This window comes from Sphingomonas sp. DBB INV C78, from assembly GCF_042693015.1.
GTDB lineage: Bacteria > Pseudomonadota > Alphaproteobacteria > Sphingomonadales > Sphingomonadaceae > Sphingomonas_E.
Genome location: NZ_CP170544.1, coordinates 3,913,728 through 3,935,092, shown reverse-complemented (window position 1 = coordinate 3,935,092; position 21,365 = coordinate 3,913,728). Strand labels below are relative to the sequence as shown.

The window sequence follows — 21,365 nt, the reverse complement described above, 5'->3', positions numbered from 1 at the left end:
CGTTCGGCTATCCCCTTCGCCATGGCATCCAACCACCTCTATCTCGTCGACGGCTCGGGCTATATCTTCCGGGCCTATCACCAGCTTCCGCCGCTCACCAACCGGCACGGCCTGAATGTCGGGGCGGTCTATGGCTATACGGCGATGCTGTGGAAGCTCGCCGATGCGCTCGACAAGGCGGATGGGCCAACCCATTTGGCGGTGGTGTTCGACAAGGGCTCGCACACCTTCCGCAACGATCTCTACGACAAATACAAGGCCCAACGCCCGCCCGCGCCCGAGGATCTGGTTCCCCAGTTCCCGCTGTTCCGCGACGCGACCCGCGCCTTCTCGCTGCCCTGTATCGAGGAAGCGGGGTTCGAGGCCGACGACATCATCGCCACCTACACGATGAAGGCTATCGAGGCCGGCTGGGACGTCACCATCGTCTCGTCAGACAAGGATCTGATGCAGCTCATCCGCCCCGGCGTCGACATGCTCGACACAATGAAGAATGAGCGGCGCGGCGCGGATTATGTCGTCGGCAAATTCGGCGTGCCGCCGGAAAAGCTCGGCGACGTGCTCGCTTTGATGGGCGACAGCGTCGACAATGTTCCCGGTGTGCCGGGCATCGGCCCCAAGACGGCGAGCAAGCTGATCCTCGAACATGGCGATCTCGATGCCGTGCTCGCCGCCGCGCCGGCGATGAAGCCCAGCAAGATGCGCGACAATCTGATCGAGCATGAGGCGATGGCGCGGTTATCGCGCGTGCTGGTCGACCTGCATCGCGAAGTCCCTGTGCCGCATGGGCTGGACGATTTCCGCCTCGACGGCATCCCGCCCGAGCCGCTGCGCGCTTTCCTTGAGGATCAGGGCTTCAAGACCTTGCTGTCGCGGCTCGCCGCGCATGCGCCGGGCAAGGAGAAGGCCGACCCGGTCGCCGCGGCGGTGGCCACGGCCGACATGCCCGTTCTCCCCGATTTCGTGCCACTGCCGCCGATCGACTGCGACAGCTATGAACAGGTGACGACGCTCGAACGGCTCGATGCCTGGATCGCCGAATCCTATGCCAGCGGCATCATCGCCATCGATACCGAGACGGACGCACTCGACAGCATCTCCGCCGGGCTTGCCGGCATCTGCCTCGCCACCGCGCCGGGCAGGGCCTGCTACATCCCCGTCGGCCACAAGAGCGGCGACGGCATGTTCAGCGAGGCTCCGCCGCAGATTCCTCTCGCTCAGGTGGTTGCGCGGATGCAGCCGCTGCTCGCCGATCCCGCGGTGCTCAAGATCGGCCACAACATCAAATATGATCTGAACGTGCTCGCCCGCCACGGCCTCACGGTCTCGCCGATCGACGATACGATGGTGATGAGCTTCGATCTCGATGCCGGCAAGTCGCTCGCCGGGCATGGCATGGACGAGGTTGCCCACGCGGTGCTGGAACACACCTGCATCTCGTTCAAGGATGTCGCCGGCACCGGCAAGAAGGCGATCAGCTTCGCCGAAGTCCCGCTCGATCAGGCGACGCGCTATGCCGGCGAGGATGCCGACGTCACCTGGCGGCTGTGGACGCGCTACAAGCCGCGGCTGACCCGCGAAGGCGTCACCCGCGTCTATGAACTGGTCGATCGCCCGCTGATCCCCGTGATCGCAAAGATGGAGCGGACCGGGATCAAGGTCGATCGCGATCATCTCTCGCGCCTGTCCAGCCGCTTCGCGCAGGAAATCGCCCGGCTGGAGGAGGAGATCCACGCCGAGGCCGGCCAGCCCTTCACCATCGGCTCGCCGCAGCAGCTTGGGGCAATCCTGTTCGAGAAGATGGGGCTGAAGGGCGGCAAGAAGGGCAAGTCCGGCGCTTATTCCACCGACGTCACCGTGCTCGAAAAGATGAAGGTGGATGGCGTGAAGATCGCCGGGTTGGTGCTCGACTGGCGCCAGCTCGCCAAGCTGAAATCCACTTATACCGATGCGCTTCAGGCGCAGATCAACCGCGACACCGGCCGCGTTCACACCAGCTACAGCCTGACGGGCGCGCAGACCGGGCGGCTGTCGTCGACCGATCCGAACCTCCAGAACATCCCGATCCGTACCGACACCGGCAAGCAGATCCGCGATGCCTTCATCGCCGACCCCGGCAATGTCATCCTGGCTGCGGACTATAGCCAGATCGAGCTGCGACTGGCGGCGCACATGGCCGATGTGCCGGCGCTCCGCGACGCCTTCCAGCGCGGCGAGGATATTCACGCTGCCACCGCGCAGGAACTGTTCGGTGAAGTGAACCGCGACACCCGCGGCCGCGCCAAGACGATCAACTTCGCGATCCTCTACGGCATCTCGCGCTGGGGCCTCGCCTCGCGGCTGGAGATCGACCCGGACGAGGCGCAGGCGATGATCTCGCGCTATTACGAACGCTTCCCCGGCATCTCCGTTTATATCAACGAGACGCTGGAGAAAGCGCGCCACAATGGCTTCACCGAAACCTTGTTCGGCCGCAAGACCTGGTTCCCGCAGATCAAGGCCAGCGTCCAGCATATCCGCCAGGGCGCCGAACGCGCGGCGATCAACGCGCCGATCCAGGGGAGTTGCGCCGACATCATCAAGCGCGCCATGGTCCGCATGGGCCCGGCGCTCGAACAGGCGGGGCTTCCCAACGTCCGGATGCTGCTGCAGGTGCATGACGAACTGGTGTTCGAACTGCCCGAAGGCGATGTCGCCGCCGCGACGCCGATCATCCGCGAAGTGATGGCGAAGGCGGTCGAGCCGATGGTGGCGCTGTCGGTGCCGCTCGGTGTTGAAATCGGCACCGGTGCGAGCTGGGGGGCAGCGCATTGATCGCAATCACTTTCGATCACAGCGATCGAAGTTTTATCCGAGCATTTCCTGCCACCAATTCCTATCTTGATCGTTAGAGACGCGAATCGATCATCATCCCGACCGCCCGACAGGAGGATAAGCATGGCGAAGACGCCCAAGGCCAAGCCCAAGCTCGCGACCCCGACCGATCTCCAGAGCAATCAACTCAGCAACGTCGCTGACGCACTGAATGCGATCCTGGCGGATACCTATGCGATCTACCTCAAGACCAAGAATTTCCACTGGCATGTCTCTGGCCCACATTTCCGCGACTATCATCTGCTGCTTGATGATCAGGCGACCGAAATCCTCGGCACGACCGATCAGATCGCGGAGCGCATTCGCAAGACGGGCGGCACCACCCTCCGGTCGATCGGCCACATCGCGCGGCTCCAGTCGATCAAGGACAATGACGCCGATTTCGTAAGCCCCGGCGACATGCTGCGCGAACTGCGCAACGACAATCTGAAGCTGGTCGAAAAGCTGCACGAGGCCAAGGACATCGTCGACGCCGCCAAGGACAATGCCACCAGCGGCATCCTCGATGAATGGACCGATCTCGCCGAAGGCCGCGCCTGGTTCCTCTTCGAAGCCAGCCAGGGCGCCTGACGTCCTCTGGAAACAGGAACGCCGCCGGCACATGGCCGGCGGCGCCCTGACGAAAGCCCGATCTCGATCAGGCGATCGAGGTGTGACGCGCCCGACGCGTGCGCGAAGCCGCACCGATCATCCCGAAACCCGCAATCATCATTGCCCAGGTTGCCGGTTCGGGAACCGGGGCACTGGTGATGGCGACATTGTCGAATTCGAAGGCGTTCTGGCCCGAGGTGAAGACGAGCTTCGCGAGCAGGCCGGAATCCACGCCGGAAATGTCGAACGTCACGAGCCGGTTGGAGGCCGGGTTTGTCTGGCCGCCGTCGGCTGGCGCGATGCCGTCAAGGCCGCCGGTGAAGCTTGCCAGCACATTGCCCGCCGCATCTTGGAATTCGACCGTATTGTAGGTGTCGATCGAGCCCCACAGGAAACTGATCTGAGAGATGCTGGTGAAGCCGCTGAGGTCCAGCGTGCCCGGATTGACGCCGCCGTCCGGGTCGATTCCGACCGAGGCATAGCCGCCGGTGCTGCCAAAGGGCTGCGCGCGATGCGAACCCACCGAGTCGGTGAAGATCGAGCCATCCCATTCCGGCGTGGCGCTATCGAAATCGAAGGTGGGTGTCGGGCCTGCGTAGGGATCGCTTCCGTCGACACTCGTTACCGTAATCGCAGCATGGGCGGGCGCAATGGCAGAGCAGGCGGCCAAGACAAGCAACGCTTTCTTCAACACGGCATATCTCCGTTGGCATGCACATCCGGTGTGCGCAATCTTCCAAGCATATGTCGTGCCACGTCGGTGAGTAGTTCTGAATCCACGAGATTCCGATTTACCTAGAATCGCGAATGTAAAATATACCGACTCATGGTTAACGGAGCAGACTGGGGATAGATCGCGATTCACCTGGCGGTCGGATCGTAAAGATCAGCGTGGCGACGGTGACTTTGTCCCTTTGACAACAGGATGTTCCGCGACCCTCCTCGTACAGGGGGGCATCAATCTATCGCGGGGACCTTATCTTTAATTGCCCGGAACGTCGTGCCCACTTCCTGCGTTTGGATCGCGCGAGTGTAAAGGAGACGATAAATGTTAAGATGGGCCCTTATCTTCCTGGTTGCCGGGCTTGTTCTTGGCGTGCTGGGCTTCGGCGGGATCGGCGGCGCTTTCGTTGGGATCGCGAAGATTCTTTTCGTAGTGGCAATCGCCCTCTTCCTGTTGTTCGTGGTGATGGGCGTCGCCGCGGGCAAAAAGATAGCGTAGTTCGTGGACGGGGACGCCGTCAGTCGTCCTCGTCCTCGCGGCCCGCCAGTTCCAGCGCCCGCGCCCGGATCTGGCGTGTCATGCACCAGTGCACCAGCGCGTCCTCGCGCCCGTGGGTGACCCACACTTCGGCCGGTGCAATTTCTGTCAAAGTTTTCGTCAGCTCATCCCAATCGGCGTGATCGGAAACAACCAGCGGCAATTCCACATTGCGTTGGCGCGCGCGCTGGCGGATGCGCATCCAGCCCGATGCCATCGCCGTGATCGGATCGGGCAGCCGGCGCGACCAGCGATCGTTGAGTGCAGATGGCGGCGCCATGACAATATGCCCCCGCATCTCGGCCGCCTTCACACCCGTCGCCGGCAATAAGGGGCCGAGTTCCACCCCGAATTCCTCGTAGAGATCACACAAGCGCTGCAGGGCGCCGTGGATGAAGATCGGCGTGCCATGACCGCGCGCCCGCAATTCGGCGATCACGCGTTGCGCCTTCCCCAGCGCATAAGCTCCCACCAGCACACAACGATCCGGATTCGCGTGGAGCGCCGCGAGCAGCCGGTCCATTTCCGATCCGGTGTCGGGATGCCGGAACACAGGCAGCGCAAAGGTCGCCTCGGTGACGAAGATGTCGCAGGGCACCGGCTCGAACGGCGCGCAGGTGGGATCGGGCCGGCGTTTATAGTCGCCGGAAACGACGACGCGCTCGCCCTCATGCTCCAGCACGATCTGCGCCGATCCCAGCACATGCCCCGCCGGCATGAAGCGCGCCGTGATGCCGTCCAGCGCGATGGTCTCGCCATAGCCGAGCGCCTGGCCATTTTGCGGACCATAACGCGTCGCCATGATCGCCAGCGTCTCCGCGGTCGCCAGTACCGCGCCATGGCCGCCGCGGGCATGATCGGCATGGCCATGGGTGACGAGCGCGCGCGGCTTCGGCACCGACGGGTCGATCCAGGCATCGGCGCCCGGCAGATAGATACCTTCGGGATGAGGCTCGATCCAGGCGGCGCGGCGCGGCATGATGCCTATATGGTTGACGGGCCGGCTGGTTCCACGGCCCTGCGCCGATCAGTGCAGCTTGGCGATACGGATGCCGTCCTGCTTGGCGCGGTCCTTCACCGATTCCTCGCTGCGGGTGAGCGCCTTGGCGATCGCCTTCAGCGCCATGCCTTTCTCGGCAAGGCGGCGCAGCTTGGCGAGTTCGTCGCCGGTCCAGGGCTGCTTGTGTCGAACGAATTCGCCCATCGTCATTTCCTTTTGCTTTCCTCCTCCTATCGCGGAGCGGGCAAGGCGGATAGTCGTTGTCGGCAATGATGGATTTGCCACCCGCGATCGCCGAATGGTTTGCCGCCCGCGGCTGGCGGCCCCGCCGGCATCAGCTGGAGATGCTCGACGCCGCCCGCGAAGGGCGTGACACCCTGCTCGTCGCCCCCACCGGCGCGGGCAAGACGCTGGCGGGCTTCCTGCCCAGCCTGGTCGATCTGATCGAGCGGCCGACCGACGGGCTCCACACCCTCTATGTCTCGCCGCTGAAGGCGCTGGCCGTCGACGTTCAGCGCAACCTGCTGCGGCCGATCGAGGAGATGGGGCTGCCCATCCGGGTCGAGACGCGGACCGGCGACACGCCATCCGACCGCAAGGCCCGCCAGCGCGCGCGGCCGCCGCAGATGCTGCTGACGACGCCGGAGTCGCTCAGCCTGCTCATCTCCTATCCTGAAAGCGCCGCGCTGTTTGCCGGCTTGCAGACGGTGGTGATCGACGAGGTCCATGCCTTCGCCAATGGCAAGCGCGGCGATCTCCTGTCGCTGTCGCTGTCGCGGCTGCGCAGTCTTGCCCCGGATATGCGCGCCGTCGCGCTGTCCGCCACCGTCGCCGATCCCGACGAATATCGCGGATGGCTGTCGGCGGACGGTGACATCGATGGGGTGGCGCTGGTCCAGGGCGATCCCGGCGCGCCGGCCGACATCGCCATTCTGCTTCCCGAAGGGCGCATCCCCTGGTCGGGGCATTCGGGGCGCTATGCTGTCGCGCAGGTGATGGCCGAGATCGAGACGCACAAGACGACGATCATTTTCTGCAACACCCGCAGCCTTGCCGAACTGATCTTCCAGGATCTCTGGAAGGAGAATGCCCAATCGCTGCCGATCGGCATCCACCACGGATCGCTGAGCCGGGAGGCACGGCGCAAGGTGGAAGAAGCGATGGCAGCGGGCCGACTGCGGGCGCTGGTCGCCACCGCCAGCCTCGATCTCGGGGTCGATTGGGGCGATGTAGATCTCGTCATCCAGATGGGCGCGCCCAAGGGATCGTCGCGGCTGCTGCAGCGGATCGGCCGCGCCAACCACCGCCTCGACGAACCTTCCGAAGCCGTGCTCGTGCCCGGCAACCGCTTCGAATATCTCGAGGCACGCGCCGCACTCGATGCGGTGGAAGAAGGCGCGCTCGATACCGAAATCTTCCGCCCCGGCGCGCTCGACGTGCTGGCCCAGCACATCATGGCGGTCGCCTGCGCCGGGCCCTTCCGCGCCGATGAACTGCTGGCGGAGATCCGCCGTTCCGCGCCTTATGCGGGCCTGTCGGGAGATATATTCGGGCAGGTGCTGCGCTTCATCGAAAATGGCGGCTATGCGCTCAAGGCCTATGACCGTTTCAAGCGCCTGGTCGAAGATGCGGACGGCTATTGGCGGGTCAGCCACCCGAAATTTATCGCCCAGCATCGCCTGAACGCGGGGATCATCGTCGACGCCCCGATGCTCGACGTCCGCTTCCGCAACGGCCGCAAGCTCGGCGCGGTGGAAGAAGGCTTCGCCGCGACGCTCACCCCCGGCGACACCTTCTTCTTTGCAGGCCTGAGCCTGGAGGTCGAGAAGGTCGACGTCACCGATCTGATCGTGCGGGCCACCGCCAAGTCGGCGCGCATCCCTTCTTACATGGGCGCGCGGATGCCGATCTCGACCAATCTGGCCGATCGCGTTCGCGGCTTCCTCGCGAACGATAGCGAATGGCCACGCTTCCCGCCCGACGTGCGCGAATGGCTTGAAGTGCAGTCGCGCCGCTCGCGCCTGCCGCAGCCGGGGCAATTGCTCGTCGAAACCTTCCCGCACGAAGGGCGCCATTACATGGTCGCCTACAGCTTCGAAGGATGGAATGCGCACCAGTCGCTGGGGATGCTGCTCACCCGGCGGATGGAGACGCTGGGCCTGCTGCCGGTCGGCTTCGTCGCCAATGATTATGCGATCGGCACCTTCTCGCTGAATCCCGTCACCGACCCAGCAGCCTTGTTCTCACCCGACATATTGGAGGACGAGTTCGTCCAGTGGGTGCAGCAATCAGCCCTGCTGAAACGCGCCTTTCGCGAAGTCGCGGTAATCGGCGGACTGGTCGAACGCCAGCATCCGGGCAAGCGCAAATCCGGCCGGCAGGTCACTTTCTCGACCGACCTCATCTATGATGTGCTGCGCCGCTACGAGCCCGATCACCTGCTGCTGCGCGCCGCCTGGGACGATGCGCGCGCGCGGATGACCGATGTCGGCCGGCTCGCCGATCTGCTCGATCGCGCGGCCGGCACCATGCTCCATGTCGAGCTCAACCGCGTCTCGCCGCTGGCCGTGCCGGTGCTGGTGATGATCGGGCGCGAGCATGTGCCGCAGGGCTTGGCCGACGATGCGCTGCTGATCGAGGCGGAAGCGCTCGCGGCCGAAGCGATGCGGATGGATTGACGAAATTCGCGACACATCCGAAACAGTTGGCGACGCACTGTATCCGCGTCGGCCAAGTTGAGGGGTATGCGTATCATGACCCTGTTGCTGTCCGGGCTGCTCTTCTTTTCTGCACTGGATGATGCGCAGCTCGCTTATATCCAGTGCCTCGGCGCGGAATCCGACGCAGCGTTGCGGGAACGGGTGCCCGCCGATCTGTTCGCACAGGGGGCATTGCAGATCTGCGAGGATGAGACCGCCGCTTTCCGCGCGGCGGCGATGCCGATGCTCACGGCGCAGGCCGACGGAGGAGGCGAAGCTGCCGAGCAGCGCTTCGCCACTATGGATGCCGCCAACCGCACCCGGCTGATCCAGTCCTATGCCGGCAAGCTGCGCGCCCGTCGCGGCGTCCGTTCAGGTGACAGCGTCGGCGACGAAGTGCCTCAGTAAGGCGGGACGCCGAACAGCGCCGCCATTCCCCCCTTGGGACCGCCGATATCGGCGAGGCTGTAGCGGTCGAGTGTCTCGACAAAGGCCCGCGTCGCCTGGCGCAGCACGCCGGGAAGCCCGCAGACCGGCACGATCACGCAGCCTCCGCAATCGACCAGATCGAACCCTTCCTCCATGTCGCGTACGACCGTGCCCAGGATGATCTCGTTCGCCGGCCGGGCGAGGCGCAGACCGCCATTGCGGCCGCGCACCGTCTCGATATGGCCGATGCGGCCGAGCTCGTTGGCGACCTTCATCAGATGGTTCTGGGAAATATCGTAAGCGCGCGCGATCTCGGCGATCGAACAGAGCCGGTCGGGATGGGCCGCCAGATAGAGCAGCATCCGCAACGCATAATCGGTGTGGCGGGTCAGTTTCACGCGATGATAATATGCATTTTGGTTGCATGTTTCCAGCGACTCTAATAGATGCATTTTTGACGCATGTTTTTGAGTCGCATTCAGGGAGACATCTGATGACCAGCAAGCTTAGCCCCGCCACCATCGCGATCGTCAAGGCGACCGCGCCCGCCTTGCAGCAGCACGGCTTGGCGATCACCACCCGCATGTATGAACGGCTGTTCGTCGACGCCGACGTAAAGGCGATGTTCGATCAGGCGGCGCAGGTTTCCGGCGAGCAGCCGAAGCGGCTGGCCGCGGCGATCCTCGCCTTCGCGCAGAATGTCGACAAGCTGGAAGCGCTGACCGGCGCGGTCGAGCGGATGGCGATGCGCCATGTCGAAACCGGCGTGCGGGCCGAACATTATCCGGTCGTCGCGGCCGCGCTGCTGCCGGCGATCCGCGACGTGCTGGGTGCGGACCTTGCGACCGACGAGGTGCTCGCCGCCTGGGCCGAAGCCTATGGCGTTCTCGCCGACATCCTCATCGGCCGCGAAGCCCAGCTCTACACCGAAGCGGCTTAAGCCAGATAAAAGCGGGGAGATTCACCCCCAAGCCGTTTGTGTCGAGCGAAGTCGAGACACGTCTTCGAGCGAAGTCGAGAAGCCCTCGGCTGCGCTCGGGACGAACGGGCAAATGCAAAGTCCTGTTTAAGCGAGCGGCGCTTCGCCGCGCCTCACCGCATCGATCGCGGCATCGCCGTAGATCGCGCGGGCGAGGCCGGTGAGGTCGGGGTTGCGGCGCAGTTCATGGCCGCCGTCGACCGCGAAGCTCTGCCCCGTCACCCAGCCCGATTCCGGGCCGGCGAGGAAGCGGACGCCGCGGGCGATATCCTCGGGATCGCCCGCGCGGCCCAGCGGCATCTGGTCGATGAAGGGCTGGATGATCGCCGGATCGTCGAACATCGCGCCGGTCGCCTCGCTCTTGGTCATGCCCGGCCGGATCGCGTTGATGCGGACATTGGCGCTGCCAAGCTCGTCGGCGGCGGTGCGCAGGAACTGCTCCAGCCCGCCCTTGGCGGTGCAATAGGCGCCGAGCCAGGGGAAGGGCATGATCGCCGCGGTGGAGGAGATCAGCACAATCGTCCCGCCCTTCTTCATCCGCGGCACGCCATAGCGCACCGCCAGGAAGGCGGTGATGATGTTGTAGTCGAGCTCGGCGCGGAACGAATCCGCATCGTGCATCAACAACGGCTTGAAGCCGCCGCCACCCACGGTGGGGACGAGGATGTCGAGCCGCCCGCTCATCGCCAGCGCCTTGTCCAGCCCCGCCTCGACATCGCCCTGTTGACCGGCATCGCCGGCATGAAGCTCGATCCGCGCGCCGGGCACGTCGGCCACCAGCCTGGCCCGCGTCTTCTCCAGCGCTTCCAGCCGCCGGCCCATCAGCAGCACTTCCGCACCGTCCTGCAGCAGCAGCTTGGTGCTGGCACTGCCGATCCCGCCGCTGCCGCCGGTGACGAACGCGGTCTTCCCCTTCAACACGCCCTCAGCCATCGCCCGTCTCCCCTCACTGCGCCGAAAGGCCACCGTCGATGACGAGGCCGTGGCCGATGACAAAGCCGGATACGGGCGACGCGAGCCACAGGATCGCTTCGGCAATATCCTCCGGCTCCGCGGCACGGCCGGCCGGATGCGCGGCGCCGACCGCCGCCGCCGCTTCAGCCGACGTGCCGACATTATCGACCAGGATGGCGGTCTTGACGCCGCCGGGGCACACCGCGTTGATGCGGATGCCGGCGCGCGCATATTGCAGCGCGGCCGCGCGGGTCATGCCCAGCACCGCATGTTTGCTGGCGGTATAGGCCGGCTTGTTGACGACGCCCGCCACCGACGCGAACGATCCGACATTGACGATCGCGCCGCCCTTTCCTTGCATCGCCGCGATCTCCGCCTTCATGCACAGGAACACGCCACGGGTGTTGATCGCGTGGATGCGATCGAAATCCTCAAGCTTCCACTGGGCTTCGGGTGCCACTTCCGGATCGACGCCGGCATTGTTCACGGCAATGTCGAGCGCGCCATAGGTCTTGACCGCATGATCGACGATCGCCTGCACGTCGGCATCCTGGCTGACATCGCAGCGCACGAAGCTTGCCGTGCCACCCTTGGCGGTGATCAGCGCTACCGTTTCCTCGCCGCCCTTCACCGAAACATCACCGACGACGACCTTCGCCCCCGCTGCGGCGAATGCCTCCGCCGTCGATCGGCCGATGCCGCCGCCGGCCCCGGTTACGAGTGCGACCTTGCCCGAAAAGTCATGTGCCATGCCAACGCTCTCCTATCCTTTATCGAATCAAGGGGTAGCGGCGGGTGCCCCCTGTCACCACCGTCCAGTTGGACGGGGGCATTTGCGATCGGGACATTAAATGCTCGGCAATGGGACAGGCAGGCCCACCCTCGGGGATGCGACGGCGGTTGCAGGGTCGCAAGCAGAGCGCCTAACACATGCGTCCCGCCGAGGCTCCAGCCATGGGATGACCGTGCCGCAAACCCAGATCCTGTCGAAGCGCGAACGCAACCGCCTGAACATCCGCGGCGCCATCCTGAAGGCCGCGCGGATCAGGTTCCAGCAGGACGGCATCCAGGACGCACGGATGGACGAGATCGCCGACGAGGCCGCGGTCTCGCGCGCCACGCTCTACAATTATTTCCCGAGCAAGGCGGACATCATCGACGCGCTGGTGGAGCGGATGGGCGATGATTTCGTCGCGTTGATCCTCCGCCACACGCAGGAAGCAGGATCGACCGCCGATCGGATCGTGGCAACCTTTACGGAAAGCGCCCGCATCCTCGAAGCGGAGGCCGATGTCGCCCGCCTGCTCGTCGAAATTTCCTGGCAAAGCTGGGGCAGCGAGGGCGGCAATAGTGGCCTGGCGCGGCTGATCGACGCCTTCATCGTGCTGCTTGGCGGCAAGGACGGCGCCGATGACATTCGCAAGGACGTCGATATCCGGCTCATGGCCGAGATGCTGATCAGCGTTTACACCGGCGTCATCCGTAGCTGGCAGCAGTCGACAAACTATCCCCTGCAAAAGCAGCTTGCCGCCGCGGCGCGGCTGATGGGCGAGACGTTCGCGCGGAATTGATGTGCCGAATGGACGATAGACGGCCTAAAAAAATATAGACACGTGTCTACGTTTTTGGCAATGACGATCCGAGAGGCTGCTCCGGACCCGCCTCCATGCGAGACTATCGCGGGCCGGGCTCATGGAGAGGATGGTATTGATGCCGTTGCCCAAGGACATCCGCGTCGTCGACACGATGCTTGGCATCCCGACGCGGGCGAATCGCTCCGACTGGTATGACTGGTTCAAGCCGCTGCTGCGCGATGCCGAAAGCCGGCAGGCGTTCGAGATGCCGGCCCAATATATGTTCAAGGGCGTTCCCGAGATCGAGGAATGCGACGATTATATCGCCTGGACCGTCGAGCAGATGGACCGTTTCAACATCGACAAGGCGCTGGTCGGCTTCGGCGAACAGCCGCACGAGATCGAAGCGAAGGAACGCTTCCCCGATCGCTTCTTCTTCGATGCGCCGGTCGATCCCAATGGCGGGATGGACGAAGTGCGCCGGATGAAGCGGCTCCACCGCGATTACGGGATCAGCGCGGTCAGCGTGTTCCCGTCGGGCACTTTTCCGCAGGTGCCGATCAACCACAAATATATGTTCCCGATCTATGCGGCCGCGGTCGAGCTCGACATCCCGATCCTGCTCAATGTCGGCATCCCCGGCCCGCGCATCCCGATGGAAAACCAGAAGGTCGAGCATCTCGACGAAATCTGCTGGTTCTTCCCCGAACTCAAGGTCGTGATGCGCCACGGCGCGGAGCCGTGGGAAGCGCTGGCGGTTAAGCTGATGCTGAAATGGCCGAACCTCTATTATTCGACCAGCGCCTTCGCGCCGAAGCATTATCCGAAGGCGATCATCGACTACGCCAACACCCGCGGCGCCGACAAGATCATCTATGCCGGCTATTTCCCGATGGGCCTGAGCCTCGACCGCATCTTCGGCGAGCTCGAAAATGTGCCGTTCAAGGACGAGGTTTGGCCGAAATTCCTGCGCGACAATGCCCGTCGCGTCTTCAAGCTCGATTGAGGAGGTAGTCATGGGACATGATCACGCCGCAACGGATGCGCGGACCGCGCCCGTCGCCGCCTTCGCCGTCCTCGACCGGATGACGAAGGACGAGCTCAAGGCCTGGCGCCTGGCACCCATCCCCGACAATCCCAGCGCGGCCGAGCGTGGCGCGGAACGCCTGCCTTACCCCTATGGCTGGTTCGTCGCCTGCTATTCGGACGAACTGCCCGCTGGCGAGGCCCGGCCGATGCGGTTCTTCGGTAAGGAATTGGCCGCATGGCGTGGCGAGGACGGCAAGGCGCGCGTGATCGACGCTTATTGCCGCCATCTCGGTGCGCATATGGGCCATGGCGGCAAGGTTCATGGCAACCAGCTTGAATGCCCGTTCCACGCCTGGCGCTATGACGAGACCGGCGTCGTCAACGAAATCCCCTATGGCAAGGTGATCCCGCCCCAGGCCAAGCGCCCGTGCGGCGGCTGGCCGACCGCGGAAGCCAATGGCTTCGTGTGGATCTGGTATCATCCCGAAGGCAAGGCGCCGATGTGGGAGGTCGAGACCTTCTCCGAAATCGGCGATGCCGACTGGACGGCCTATGATCGCTATGAATGGCTGGTCCACGCACCGCTGCAATTCATGGCCGAGAATGCGGCCGATACCGCGCATTTCAAATATGTCCACGGCACCGCGACCTACCCGGATGCCACCCTCAGCTTCGACGGCCATCTGCGCAACGGCCTGGTGCTGGCCAAGTTGGGGACGCCGCAGGGCGAGATTGACGGCAAGATCGCCAATGGCAATTTCGGCCCCGGCCAGGGCTGGACGCGGTTCAGCGGCATTTCCGAAACGCTGCTGATGTCGGGCGTCACCCCGGTCGACAAGGATCTGGTGCGCGTCCGTTTCGCCTTCACCCAGCCCAAGGCGCAGGCCGAAGGCCCGATGGCGGGTCTCGCCCGCGCGCTGATCCGCGACATCTTGAAGCAGTTCGATCAGGACAAGGTGATCTGGGATCGCCAGCGCTTCGTCGAACGCGCGCTGATCTGCGACGGGGACGGCCCGATCGGCGATTTCCGGCGCTGGTATTACCAATTCTACGCCGAATGGGCGGACGGCAAGCCGCCCGTGGCGGCCTGATCCCTCGAAACAAAAAGAAGGGGCGGCGCCGATCGGTGCCGCCCCTTCCCTTTTTTCAGTCCTGAGCCCTTATCCCGCCGCGCGCAGCGCCTTGCGGTCGATCTTGCTCATATGGTTGCGCGGCAGTGCGTCCATCACCCGTATTTCCGTCGGCACCTTGTGCTGGGCGAGCTTGGCCGCCAGCGCCGCGCGGAGGTCGGCGGGCTCGATCGACTGGCCCGGCCTCGCCACCACCGCCAGCACCACCCGTTCGCCCATCCGCTCGTCGGGCAGGCCATAAGCGGCGGCATCGATCACCTGCGGTTCGGCCAGCGCCGCGAACTCCACTTCCGAACAGGCGATATTCTCGCCGCCGGAAATGATGATGTCCTTCTTGCGATCGACGACGAAAAGATAGTTCTCCGCATCGAGATAGCCGACATCGCCGGTCGCGACCCAGCCGTCCCTGAACACGCGTTCGCTTTCCTCGGGCCGGTTCCAGTAGCCGCGGGCGACCATCGGCGCGCGGATCACGATCTCGCCCACCTCGCCTGGCGGCAACTCGTGGCCCTCATCGTCGAGGATGCGGACCTGGGCCACGGGGACGACGCTACCTGACGTGCCCGGCCGCGACAGGATATCCGTGGTCGATGCCGCGCAGACCGTGCCCGCGGTTTCCGTCTGGCCGAAACCGCAGCCGAAGCCCGCGCGGGGAAACATCGCGCGGATATCGGCGAACAGGGTCGGCGGCAGCGCCTGCCCGCCGATGCCCAGCGCCATCAGCGAGGAGAGGTCGCGCTTGCCATCATGCGCACGCAACAGATCCCACAGCATGGCGGGCGCCCCGGAAATGGCTGTCACCCGCTCACGCTCGATCAGGTCGAGCGCCTCGGCGCCGTTCCATTTGGTCATTATGACGACCTTGCCGCCGACCAGCAGATTGTTGAGGAAGTCGGACGCGCAGCCGGAAATATGGAACAATGGAAAGGCGTTGAGCACGGTCGGCTGGATCGCGGACAGTGCCTTCACCACCTCCGGGTCCATCCCCGCCATCGCCTTGGCGCCGACAAAGGCGCGCGAGAAGATGGTGGTGGCGATCCCCTGCGTCAGGCTGCGATGGGTGAGCCGCGCGCCCTTGGGCAGGCCCGACGTGCCCGTCGTGAACATGATGACGGCGTCGCTATCGGGATCGACTATGGCGAGATCGAGCGCCGCACCGGTTTCCGGCAGCGCACCGGCATCCACGTCGAACAAAGCCACTGAATCGAGCCCGGCCTCGCGCAATGCCGCGGCGCGCTGCGCGTCGGCGACCACCAGCCGGCATTCGGTGTCGGCGATCGCGGCCGCCATTTCCGGGCCGGTGCCGCGGCTGTTGACCAGCACTGCCACCCCGCCCAGCGCGGTGATCGCGACGAAGGCTGCCATCCAGTCCGGCCGGTTGCGCATGGTGATCGCGACATGCGCGCCCGCCGGATCGTCCAACCGGTCGCGCAGCATCGCCGCCATCGCTTCGACACGGCCGAAGAAGGCGTCATAGTTCAGCCGTTCCTCGCCATAGACGACGAAATCGCGTGGGCCATGGGCGCGCGCGGCGGCGTAGAGTTCCGGCAATGTCCGCGGCCCGTTGCGGAAGCCCCGCATCGGCACGCCGCGGACGACGACATCCTCTATCTCATGCGGCGCGCCTGGCCCGGTGAGCGCGGCCATCAACGGGTCGGTCATGCTCTCTCCTCATTTCGCCGGCTTGTTTTCGCGGGGCAGTCCCAGGCCCCGTTCGGCGATGATATTGCGCTGGATCTGGCTGGTGCCCGCCCAGATCGAATCGGAACGCGATTCCAGATACATCTTTTGCAGGCGATAGGCGTCGGTTCCGGCTTCCGCGATCTCGCCCGCGGGGCCGAGCACGTCCATCGCCAGTTCACCCAGCCGCTGATGCCAGCTGGTGTAAAACAATTTGTAGGTCAGGCCGGCGAGGCTGAGGCCTTGGCCGCCCAGCATCCGCAAAGCCGTGTAGCGCATCACCTTGAGTTCAGCCTGCGACCGCGCGATCCGCTTGGCGATCCCCGCATCCCGCGCTGCCCCGTTCGCCTTGGCGACGCGGATCACGCGATCCAGTTCCGCACGGAAGCCCATCTGCTGGCCGAGCGTGGAAACGCCGCGCTCGAAGGTCAGCGTGCCCATCGCCACGCGCCAGCCGTCTCCGGGCGCACCCAGAATATTGTCCGCCGCGGTCTCCGCGCCATCAAGGAACACTTCGTTGAAGCTGCTGCCGCCCGTCATCTGGCGGATCGGCCGGATGTCGACGCCCTTGCCGTCCAGCGGGATCAGCAGCATCGAAAGCCCCTTGGAGCCGACGCTGCCGGGCTCGGTGCGGACCAGCGCCATGCCCCACTGCGAATATTGCGCGAAGGAACTCCAGATCTTCTGGCCCTCCATCACCCAGACATCACCTTCCAGCCGCGCCCGGGTCTGGACATTGGCGAGGTCCGATCCGGCATTGGGCTCGGAAAAGAGCTGCGCCCACACCGTCTCCACCCGCGCCGTCGGCCCGAGGAAGCGTTCGCGCTGCTCGTCGTTGCCGAACGCCATGATCGTCGGCGCGACAAGCTCCAGCCCGACATGGCTCAGCCGTCCCGGCGCGCCCGCACGGGCATATTCCTCATGGAAGATCACTTGCTCGATCAGGCCGATCTCGCGTCCGCCAAAGGCCTTGGGCCAGGCGAGTGTGTTCCAGCCGGATCGGCCGAGATGCTTTTCCCATTCGAAGCGTTCGGCGATCCCCTCGCTCGTGCCCTCAAGCCCGCGGACATGCGCGAACGGGCCGGCAAGCTCTGCCTCGAACCATTCGCGGACTTCGCCGCGAAACGCTTCCTGCTCTGGCGTGAAATCAAGCCGCACAAGCGATCTCCTCGTTCAGGCCGATCGCATCGGCAATGATCTTCGCCATCGTGTCGGGATCGCCGAACAGGCTGCCCGATGCCCGCGCGCGGCGGAAATAGAGATGCGCGTCATGCTCCCAGGTGAAGCCGATGCCGCCATGGAAATGGATCATGTCGGCCGCGCATTTCGACAGCGCGTCGCTCGCCATCAGCCGCGCGATTGCGGCCGCCTCGGCAAACTCCTCCGGCCGCTGGTCGGCGGCGGCGGCGGCGTACCAGACGGCCGATGCCGCGGCTTCCACCTGCAAGGCGAGATCCGCCATCGCATGCTTCACTGCCTGGAACTGGCCTATCGGCTGGCCGAACTGCACGCGCTGCTTGGCATAATCGACGGTCAGGTCGAGCGCGGCGGCAGCCGCGCCCGTCTGCTCTGCCGCGAGCGTGGCATTGGCAAAAGCCAGCACTTCGTTGAAGGCATCGCCGGGCAGCAGGTCGTCCGCCGGGATCGCCACATCGTCGAAGCTCAACTGGGCGATAGCGCGGGTGATGTCGATCCACGACAAGCGTTCGGCGGTAAGGCCGGCGGCATCGCGCGGAACCGCGACGAAGCGGATAGCATCGTCCAGCCACGCCGCGACCAGGATCAGATCGGCGACATGGCCATCCAGGACGAAGCCCGCCGCACCGTTCAATCGATAGCCGTCACCATCGCGCTTCAGCTGCGCGGCGACATCGTCCGGCGTGTAGCGCCCCAAAGCGCCCGTCAGCGCTACCGTTGCCGTCCGTTCGCCCGTGGCGATGGTCGGCAGCCAGCGATCCTGTTGCGCCGCAGTCCCAGCGAGCAGGATCGCGCGTGTGGCCGCCGACGTCGCCAGCAGCGGCGACGGCAGCAAGGCCCGGCCGCACGCCATGGCGACGATCGACAATTCGACCTGCCCTAGGCCAAGCCCATCCTGCGCTTCCGGCACAAGAATCGCGCTCCAGCCCATTTCGGCCATCTGTTTCCAGACTGTCGGGTCATATCCGGTAGCACTGGAACCTGCGGCACGCACCGCGGCGGACGATCCCGCTTCCTCGACCAGGCGCGCCGCAGCATCCTGCAACATCACCTGCTCGTCGCTGAACGTGAAGCTCATGCCGGATCCTTGATCTGGAAGATCCGCTCGGCGCTGTCGCCGGCACGGTTGGGGAACGGCATCTCTTCTCTCCTAGGGATTTTGTTGCGCCAACCCCTGCAGGAAGGGCAGGGTAGCGAGAATGTCGCGATGCTTGATCAGCGCGGGATCGGGGTCGCGGCCGGCGAACATGCGATAGACGTTGAGCGCCAGCCATTCGGCCAACGCCGCTTCCGCCAGATCCAGCGGCTTCAGCGATTTGGTGCGCCAGCTGGCATAAGCGACCATCGGCATCTCTCCCGCGCCCATCGCCGCATAGCCGAGCATGAGCACGCGGGCGCGCTCGGTCGTGCGCGGCTCTTGGCGATCCGGCCAGCGATCGGTGACGAGGAATTCCAGATAGCGCTGATAATCGGCGTGCGCCTCGGCCAGAAATTCCGGGCTGTCTTCGGACAGCGGCACCCACGCGCGCATCAACCCCGGATTGCGCAGATAATTGCCGGTCTGGATCGCGTGATGGACGCGGAGCTTCTCGAACAGGCGGTCGGGCGCGGCGGGGTCCATCTGCGCCTCGATGTCGAGGAACGGGCGGATCATCTCGCTCGAAAGCTCGACGGCGATCGCCCGCAGGTCGACGAAATAACGGTAGAACAGGCCCGATGCGACGTCGGCCTCATCAGTGATGTCGGTAACGCGCGCCTTGCGGTAGCCGACCCGGTTGAAGACGATGCGCGCCGCTTCCTTGATCCGCTCGCGCGCTGCCTCGCCACGCGATGTGCGCGGGATTTTCGTCGTCCGCGTCGCGCTGGTCCTGTTCTGTCGTGCCGACATGGCCCTGTTCCCCAATGGTCCGCCGTCAGGCCTTGTCATGCGTCGTCGGCACAGGGCTGTCGACCATCGGGAAGGGCTGGGGGCGGAACATGGCGACGCGGGCATCCATCATATCTTCATGGTGATGGTGACGTTACATTCACTTTTGTGTCCCGAAAACCCTCACACTTCGCTCAAGATGACGCAAAAGAGTCGCTTCGTTTCGATTTTGCAGCATGATCCGCCGGATCGATTGCGCAAAGCGATGTCCGCAACCAGAGAATGCGACGGATAAGCAGGAGGAGAGAGCCTTGACCGACAAGATCGTCCGCATCGGTGGGGCATCCGCCTTCGCGATGGATAGCGCGCTGTCGGTGCCCCAGCTCCTTGCCGTTCCGGGGCTCGATTATCTGATCTTCGATTATCTCGCCGAAGGATCGATGGGGATGATGGGCCGGGCCGCGCAGGCCAGCCCCGAAGCCGGCTTCGGCACGGACTTCCTCGACGTCCATGTCGGCCCCTATCTGGCGGAGATCCTGGCGAAGAAGGTTCGCGTCATCGCCAATGCCGGCGGCGTCAATCCGCACGCGCTGGCCGCGGCGCTGGCCGCAAAGGCCAAGGCTGCGGGCTTCGCGCCGAAGATCGGCGTCGTTGCCGGCGACGATCTACGCGAACGGCTCGACGAGATCCGCGGCCGCGCGCCCGCCGACATGTTCTCGGGCGCGCCCTTCCCGGACAAGGTGCTCAGCGCCAACGCCTATCTCGGCGGCTTCCCGATCGCGCGATTGCTCGATGAAGGCGCCGACATCGTCATCACCGGCCGCGTCGTCGATAGCGCGGTGGTGCTGGGCGCCTTGATCCACGAATATGGCTGGGGACCGGACGATCTCGATCTGCTTGCCGCCGGCACCACCGCCGGCCATCTGCTCGAATGCGGCGCGCAGGTGACGGGCGGCACCTTCACCGATTGGCAGGACGTGCCCGACTGGGCGAATATCGGTTTCCCGGTCGGCGAATGCCATGCCGACGGCAGCATCACTATCACCAAGCCCGAAGGCACAGGCGGCCTCGTCAGCGTCGGCACCGTCGCCGAACAGATGCTCTACGAGGTCAGCGATCCGCAGGCTTATTATGTCCCCGACGTCACCTGCGATTTCTCGACCGTGAAGCTCGAACAGGTCGGCCCCAACCGCGTCCGCGTGTCCGGCGCGACCGGCCATGCCCCCACCGACAGCTACAAGGTGTGCGTCACCTATGACACCGGCTGGCGCGGCGTCGTCCATCAGCCGGTGATCGGTATCAACGCGGCCGCCAAGGCGCAGCGCCAGGCGGAATCCTTGTTCGAACGCGGCCGCCGCATGCTGCGCGATCGCAACCTCCCCGATTTCCGGGCGACCCATTATGTCCCGATCGGCGTCGAGGCCGAATATGGCGCCCGCGCCCGGACGGTCCCTTCGCGCGAGGTGATCGCCAAGATGGTCGTCGAGCATGACGACAAGCTGCCGGTCGATCTGTTCCTGCGTGAACAATATATGGCGATCTCCGCCATGTCGCAGGGGACGACGCTGAACCTCGCGGCTTTTGCCATGCCGACGACAGGCCTGTTCTCCTTCCTGATCGACAAGGCGCAGGTCGCCCCGAAGATCAGCCTCGACGGCCGCGAGCTGCCGGCGGAAGGATCGAAGCGCGGCGGTTTCGCCTTATCATCGCTCGCGCGCCCCGGCGGCCCAGAGGCATCGGCCGATGGCAGCGAAACCGTGCCGCTGATTTCCCTCGCCTGGGGCCGCAGCGGCGACAAGGGCGAACTGTTCAACGTCGCCGTGATCGCGCGTGAGGCCCGCTACCTTCCCTATATCCGCGCCGCCCTCACCGAAGCCTCGGTCGCCGACTGGTTCGTCCATCTCTTCGAGGGGAAGGAACCACGCGTCGACCGCTACGATCTCCCCGGCTGCGCGGCGATCAATTTCGTGCTGCACGGCGCGCTGCCCGGCGGCATCAACGCCTCGCCCCGGCTCGATCCGGTCGGCAAGACGATGGCGCAGCAGCTCATGGAATTCCCCGTCCCCGTCGACCCCGCAATCGCGGCGCAACTGCGCTAGGG

At 65.0% G+C, this 21,365-nt stretch carries 20 protein-coding genes; 10 read left to right on the top strand and 10 right to left on the bottom strand.

Translation table 11 applies throughout. The features are described from left to right. Positions 1–21 precede the first annotated feature (21 nt). Together polA and ACFB49_RS18590 are read left to right on the top strand one after the other, a co-directional pair. The gene (gene polA / locus ACFB49_RS18595) at positions 22–2,814 is read left to right on the top strand and encodes a DNA polymerase I (RefSeq protein ID WP_380880032.1); all 2,793 of its coding nucleotides are present in this window, start codon (positions 22–24) and stop codon (positions 2,812–2,814) included. A 123-nt stretch (positions 2,815–2,937) separates the two neighbouring features. Next, on the top strand, positions 2,938–3,444 hold the full coding sequence (locus ACFB49_RS18590) for a Dps family protein (protein ID WP_380872795.1): 507 nt from the start codon (positions 2,938–2,940) through the stop codon (positions 3,442–3,444). A 67-nt stretch (positions 3,445–3,511) separates the two neighbouring features. Here ACFB49_RS18590 and ACFB49_RS18585 read toward each other — a convergent pair whose 3' ends face one another. Then, positions 3,512–4,159, bottom strand: a complete 648-nt coding sequence (locus ACFB49_RS18585) for a PEPxxWA-CTERM sorting domain-containing protein (protein ID WP_380872793.1) — start codon at positions 4,157–4,159, stop codon at positions 3,512–3,514. 354 nt (positions 4,160–4,513) lie between these two features. Here ACFB49_RS18585 and ACFB49_RS18580 point away from each other — a divergent pair, with 354 nt between their 5' ends. After that, positions 4,514–4,687: a DUF1328 domain-containing protein gene (locus tag ACFB49_RS18580; RefSeq protein ID WP_380872791.1), complete on the top strand. Its 174-nt coding sequence runs from the start codon at positions 4,514–4,516 to the stop codon at positions 4,685–4,687. A 19-nt stretch (positions 4,688–4,706) separates the two neighbouring features. Here ACFB49_RS18580 and ACFB49_RS18575 read toward each other — a convergent pair whose 3' ends face one another. Together ACFB49_RS18575 and ACFB49_RS18570 are read right to left on the bottom strand one after the other, a co-directional pair. Further along, positions 4,707–5,705, bottom strand: coding sequence for a ligase-associated DNA damage response exonuclease (locus tag ACFB49_RS18575; RefSeq protein WP_380872790.1), 999 nt, complete (start codon positions 5,703–5,705; stop codon positions 4,707–4,709). A 48-nt stretch (positions 5,706–5,753) separates the two neighbouring features. Beyond that, positions 5,754–5,930 (bottom strand): hypothetical protein, encoded by a 177-nt coding sequence (locus ACFB49_RS18570; protein WP_380872789.1) that lies wholly within the window; start codon positions 5,928–5,930, stop codon positions 5,754–5,756. Between the two features lie 65 nt (positions 5,931–5,995). Between ACFB49_RS18570 and ACFB49_RS18565 the strand changes: the two genes are divergently transcribed. Together ACFB49_RS18565 and ACFB49_RS18560 are read left to right on the top strand one after the other, a co-directional pair. Then, complete coding sequence (locus ACFB49_RS18565) at positions 5,996–8,404, top strand: ligase-associated DNA damage response DEXH box helicase (RefSeq protein ID WP_380880030.1); 2,409 nt, start codon at positions 5,996–5,998, stop codon at positions 8,402–8,404. 75 nt (positions 8,405–8,479) lie between these two features. Next, complete coding sequence (locus ACFB49_RS18560) at positions 8,480–8,833, top strand: hypothetical protein (RefSeq protein WP_380872788.1); 354 nt, start codon at positions 8,480–8,482, stop codon at positions 8,831–8,833. Here the strand turns inward: ACFB49_RS18560 and ACFB49_RS18555 are convergent. After that, the gene (locus ACFB49_RS18555; RefSeq protein WP_380872787.1) at positions 8,827–9,252 is read right to left on the bottom strand and encodes an Rrf2 family transcriptional regulator; all 426 of its coding nucleotides are present in this window, start codon (positions 9,250–9,252) and stop codon (positions 8,827–8,829) included. The two genes, ACFB49_RS18560 and ACFB49_RS18555, sit on opposite strands and share 7 nt — an antisense overlap. 95 nt (positions 9,253–9,347) lie before the next feature. Between ACFB49_RS18555 and ACFB49_RS18550 the strand changes: the two genes are divergently transcribed. After that, positions 9,348–9,794, top strand: a complete 447-nt coding sequence (locus ACFB49_RS18550) for a globin domain-containing protein (RefSeq protein WP_380872786.1) — start codon at positions 9,348–9,350, stop codon at positions 9,792–9,794. 126 nt (positions 9,795–9,920) lie between these two features. Here ACFB49_RS18550 and ACFB49_RS18545 read toward each other — a convergent pair whose 3' ends face one another. Together ACFB49_RS18545 and ACFB49_RS18540 are read right to left on the bottom strand one after the other, a co-directional pair. Further along, complete coding sequence (locus ACFB49_RS18545; RefSeq protein ID WP_380872785.1) at positions 9,921–10,766, bottom strand: SDR family NAD(P)-dependent oxidoreductase; 846 nt, start codon at positions 10,764–10,766, stop codon at positions 9,921–9,923. A 13-nt stretch (positions 10,767–10,779) separates the two neighbouring features. After that, complete coding sequence (locus ACFB49_RS18540) at positions 10,780–11,538, bottom strand: glucose 1-dehydrogenase (RefSeq protein ID WP_380872783.1); 759 nt, start codon at positions 11,536–11,538, stop codon at positions 10,780–10,782. A gap of 208 nt (positions 11,539–11,746) precedes the next feature. Here ACFB49_RS18540 and ACFB49_RS18535 point away from each other — a divergent pair, with 208 nt between their 5' ends. The 3 genes from ACFB49_RS18535 (at position 11,747) to ACFB49_RS18525 (ending at position 14,481) form a co-directional block, all read left to right on the top strand. Then, a complete protein-coding gene (locus ACFB49_RS18535; protein WP_380872782.1) occupies positions 11,747–12,358 on the top strand; it encodes a TetR/AcrR family transcriptional regulator in 612 nt (203 codons plus the stop codon). 139 nt (positions 12,359–12,497) lie between these two features. After that, positions 12,498–13,367: an amidohydrolase family protein gene (locus ACFB49_RS18530; protein ID WP_380872780.1), complete on the top strand. Its 870-nt coding sequence runs from the start codon at positions 12,498–12,500 to the stop codon at positions 13,365–13,367. Positions 13,368–13,377: 10 nt separating this feature from the next. Continuing rightward, positions 13,378–14,481, top strand: a complete 1,104-nt coding sequence (locus tag ACFB49_RS18525) for an aromatic ring-hydroxylating dioxygenase subunit alpha (protein ID WP_380872779.1) — start codon at positions 13,378–13,380, stop codon at positions 14,479–14,481. A gap of 69 nt (positions 14,482–14,550) precedes the next feature. On the opposite strand, the gene ACFB49_RS18520 is transcribed toward ACFB49_RS18525, so the two are convergent. The 4 genes from ACFB49_RS18520 to ACFB49_RS18505 all read right to left on the bottom strand — a co-directional run bounded on the left by ACFB49_RS18520 (position 14,551) and on the right by ACFB49_RS18505 (position 19,285). Then, on the bottom strand, positions 14,551–16,182 hold the full coding sequence (locus tag ACFB49_RS18520) for a class I adenylate-forming enzyme family protein (RefSeq protein WP_380872778.1): 1,632 nt from the start codon (positions 16,180–16,182) through the stop codon (positions 14,551–14,553). Between the two features lie 9 nt (positions 16,183–16,191). Continuing rightward, the gene (locus tag ACFB49_RS18515) at positions 16,192–17,358 is read right to left on the bottom strand and encodes an acyl-CoA dehydrogenase family protein (RefSeq protein WP_380872777.1); all 1,167 of its coding nucleotides are present in this window, start codon (positions 17,356–17,358) and stop codon (positions 16,192–16,194) included. After that, complete coding sequence (locus ACFB49_RS18510; RefSeq protein ID WP_380872776.1) at positions 17,348–18,475, bottom strand: acyl-CoA dehydrogenase family protein; 1,128 nt, start codon at positions 18,473–18,475, stop codon at positions 17,348–17,350. Before ACFB49_RS18510 ends, ACFB49_RS18515 begins: the two co-directional genes overlap by 11 nt. Before the next feature lie 72 nt (positions 18,476–18,547). Then, entirely contained in the window at positions 18,548–19,285 is a 738-nt protein-coding gene (locus tag ACFB49_RS18505) for a TetR/AcrR family transcriptional regulator (protein WP_380872775.1), read from the bottom strand. A 290-nt stretch (positions 19,286–19,575) separates the two neighbouring features. Here ACFB49_RS18505 and ACFB49_RS18500 point away from each other — a divergent pair, with 290 nt between their 5' ends. Then, positions 19,576–21,363 carry an acyclic terpene utilization AtuA family protein gene (locus ACFB49_RS18500; RefSeq protein WP_380872774.1) on the top strand — a complete coding sequence of 596 codons (1,788 nt, stop codon included), beginning with the start codon at positions 19,576–19,578 and terminating at the stop codon, positions 21,361–21,363. The last annotated feature ends 2 nt before the right edge of the window (positions 21,364–21,365 follow it).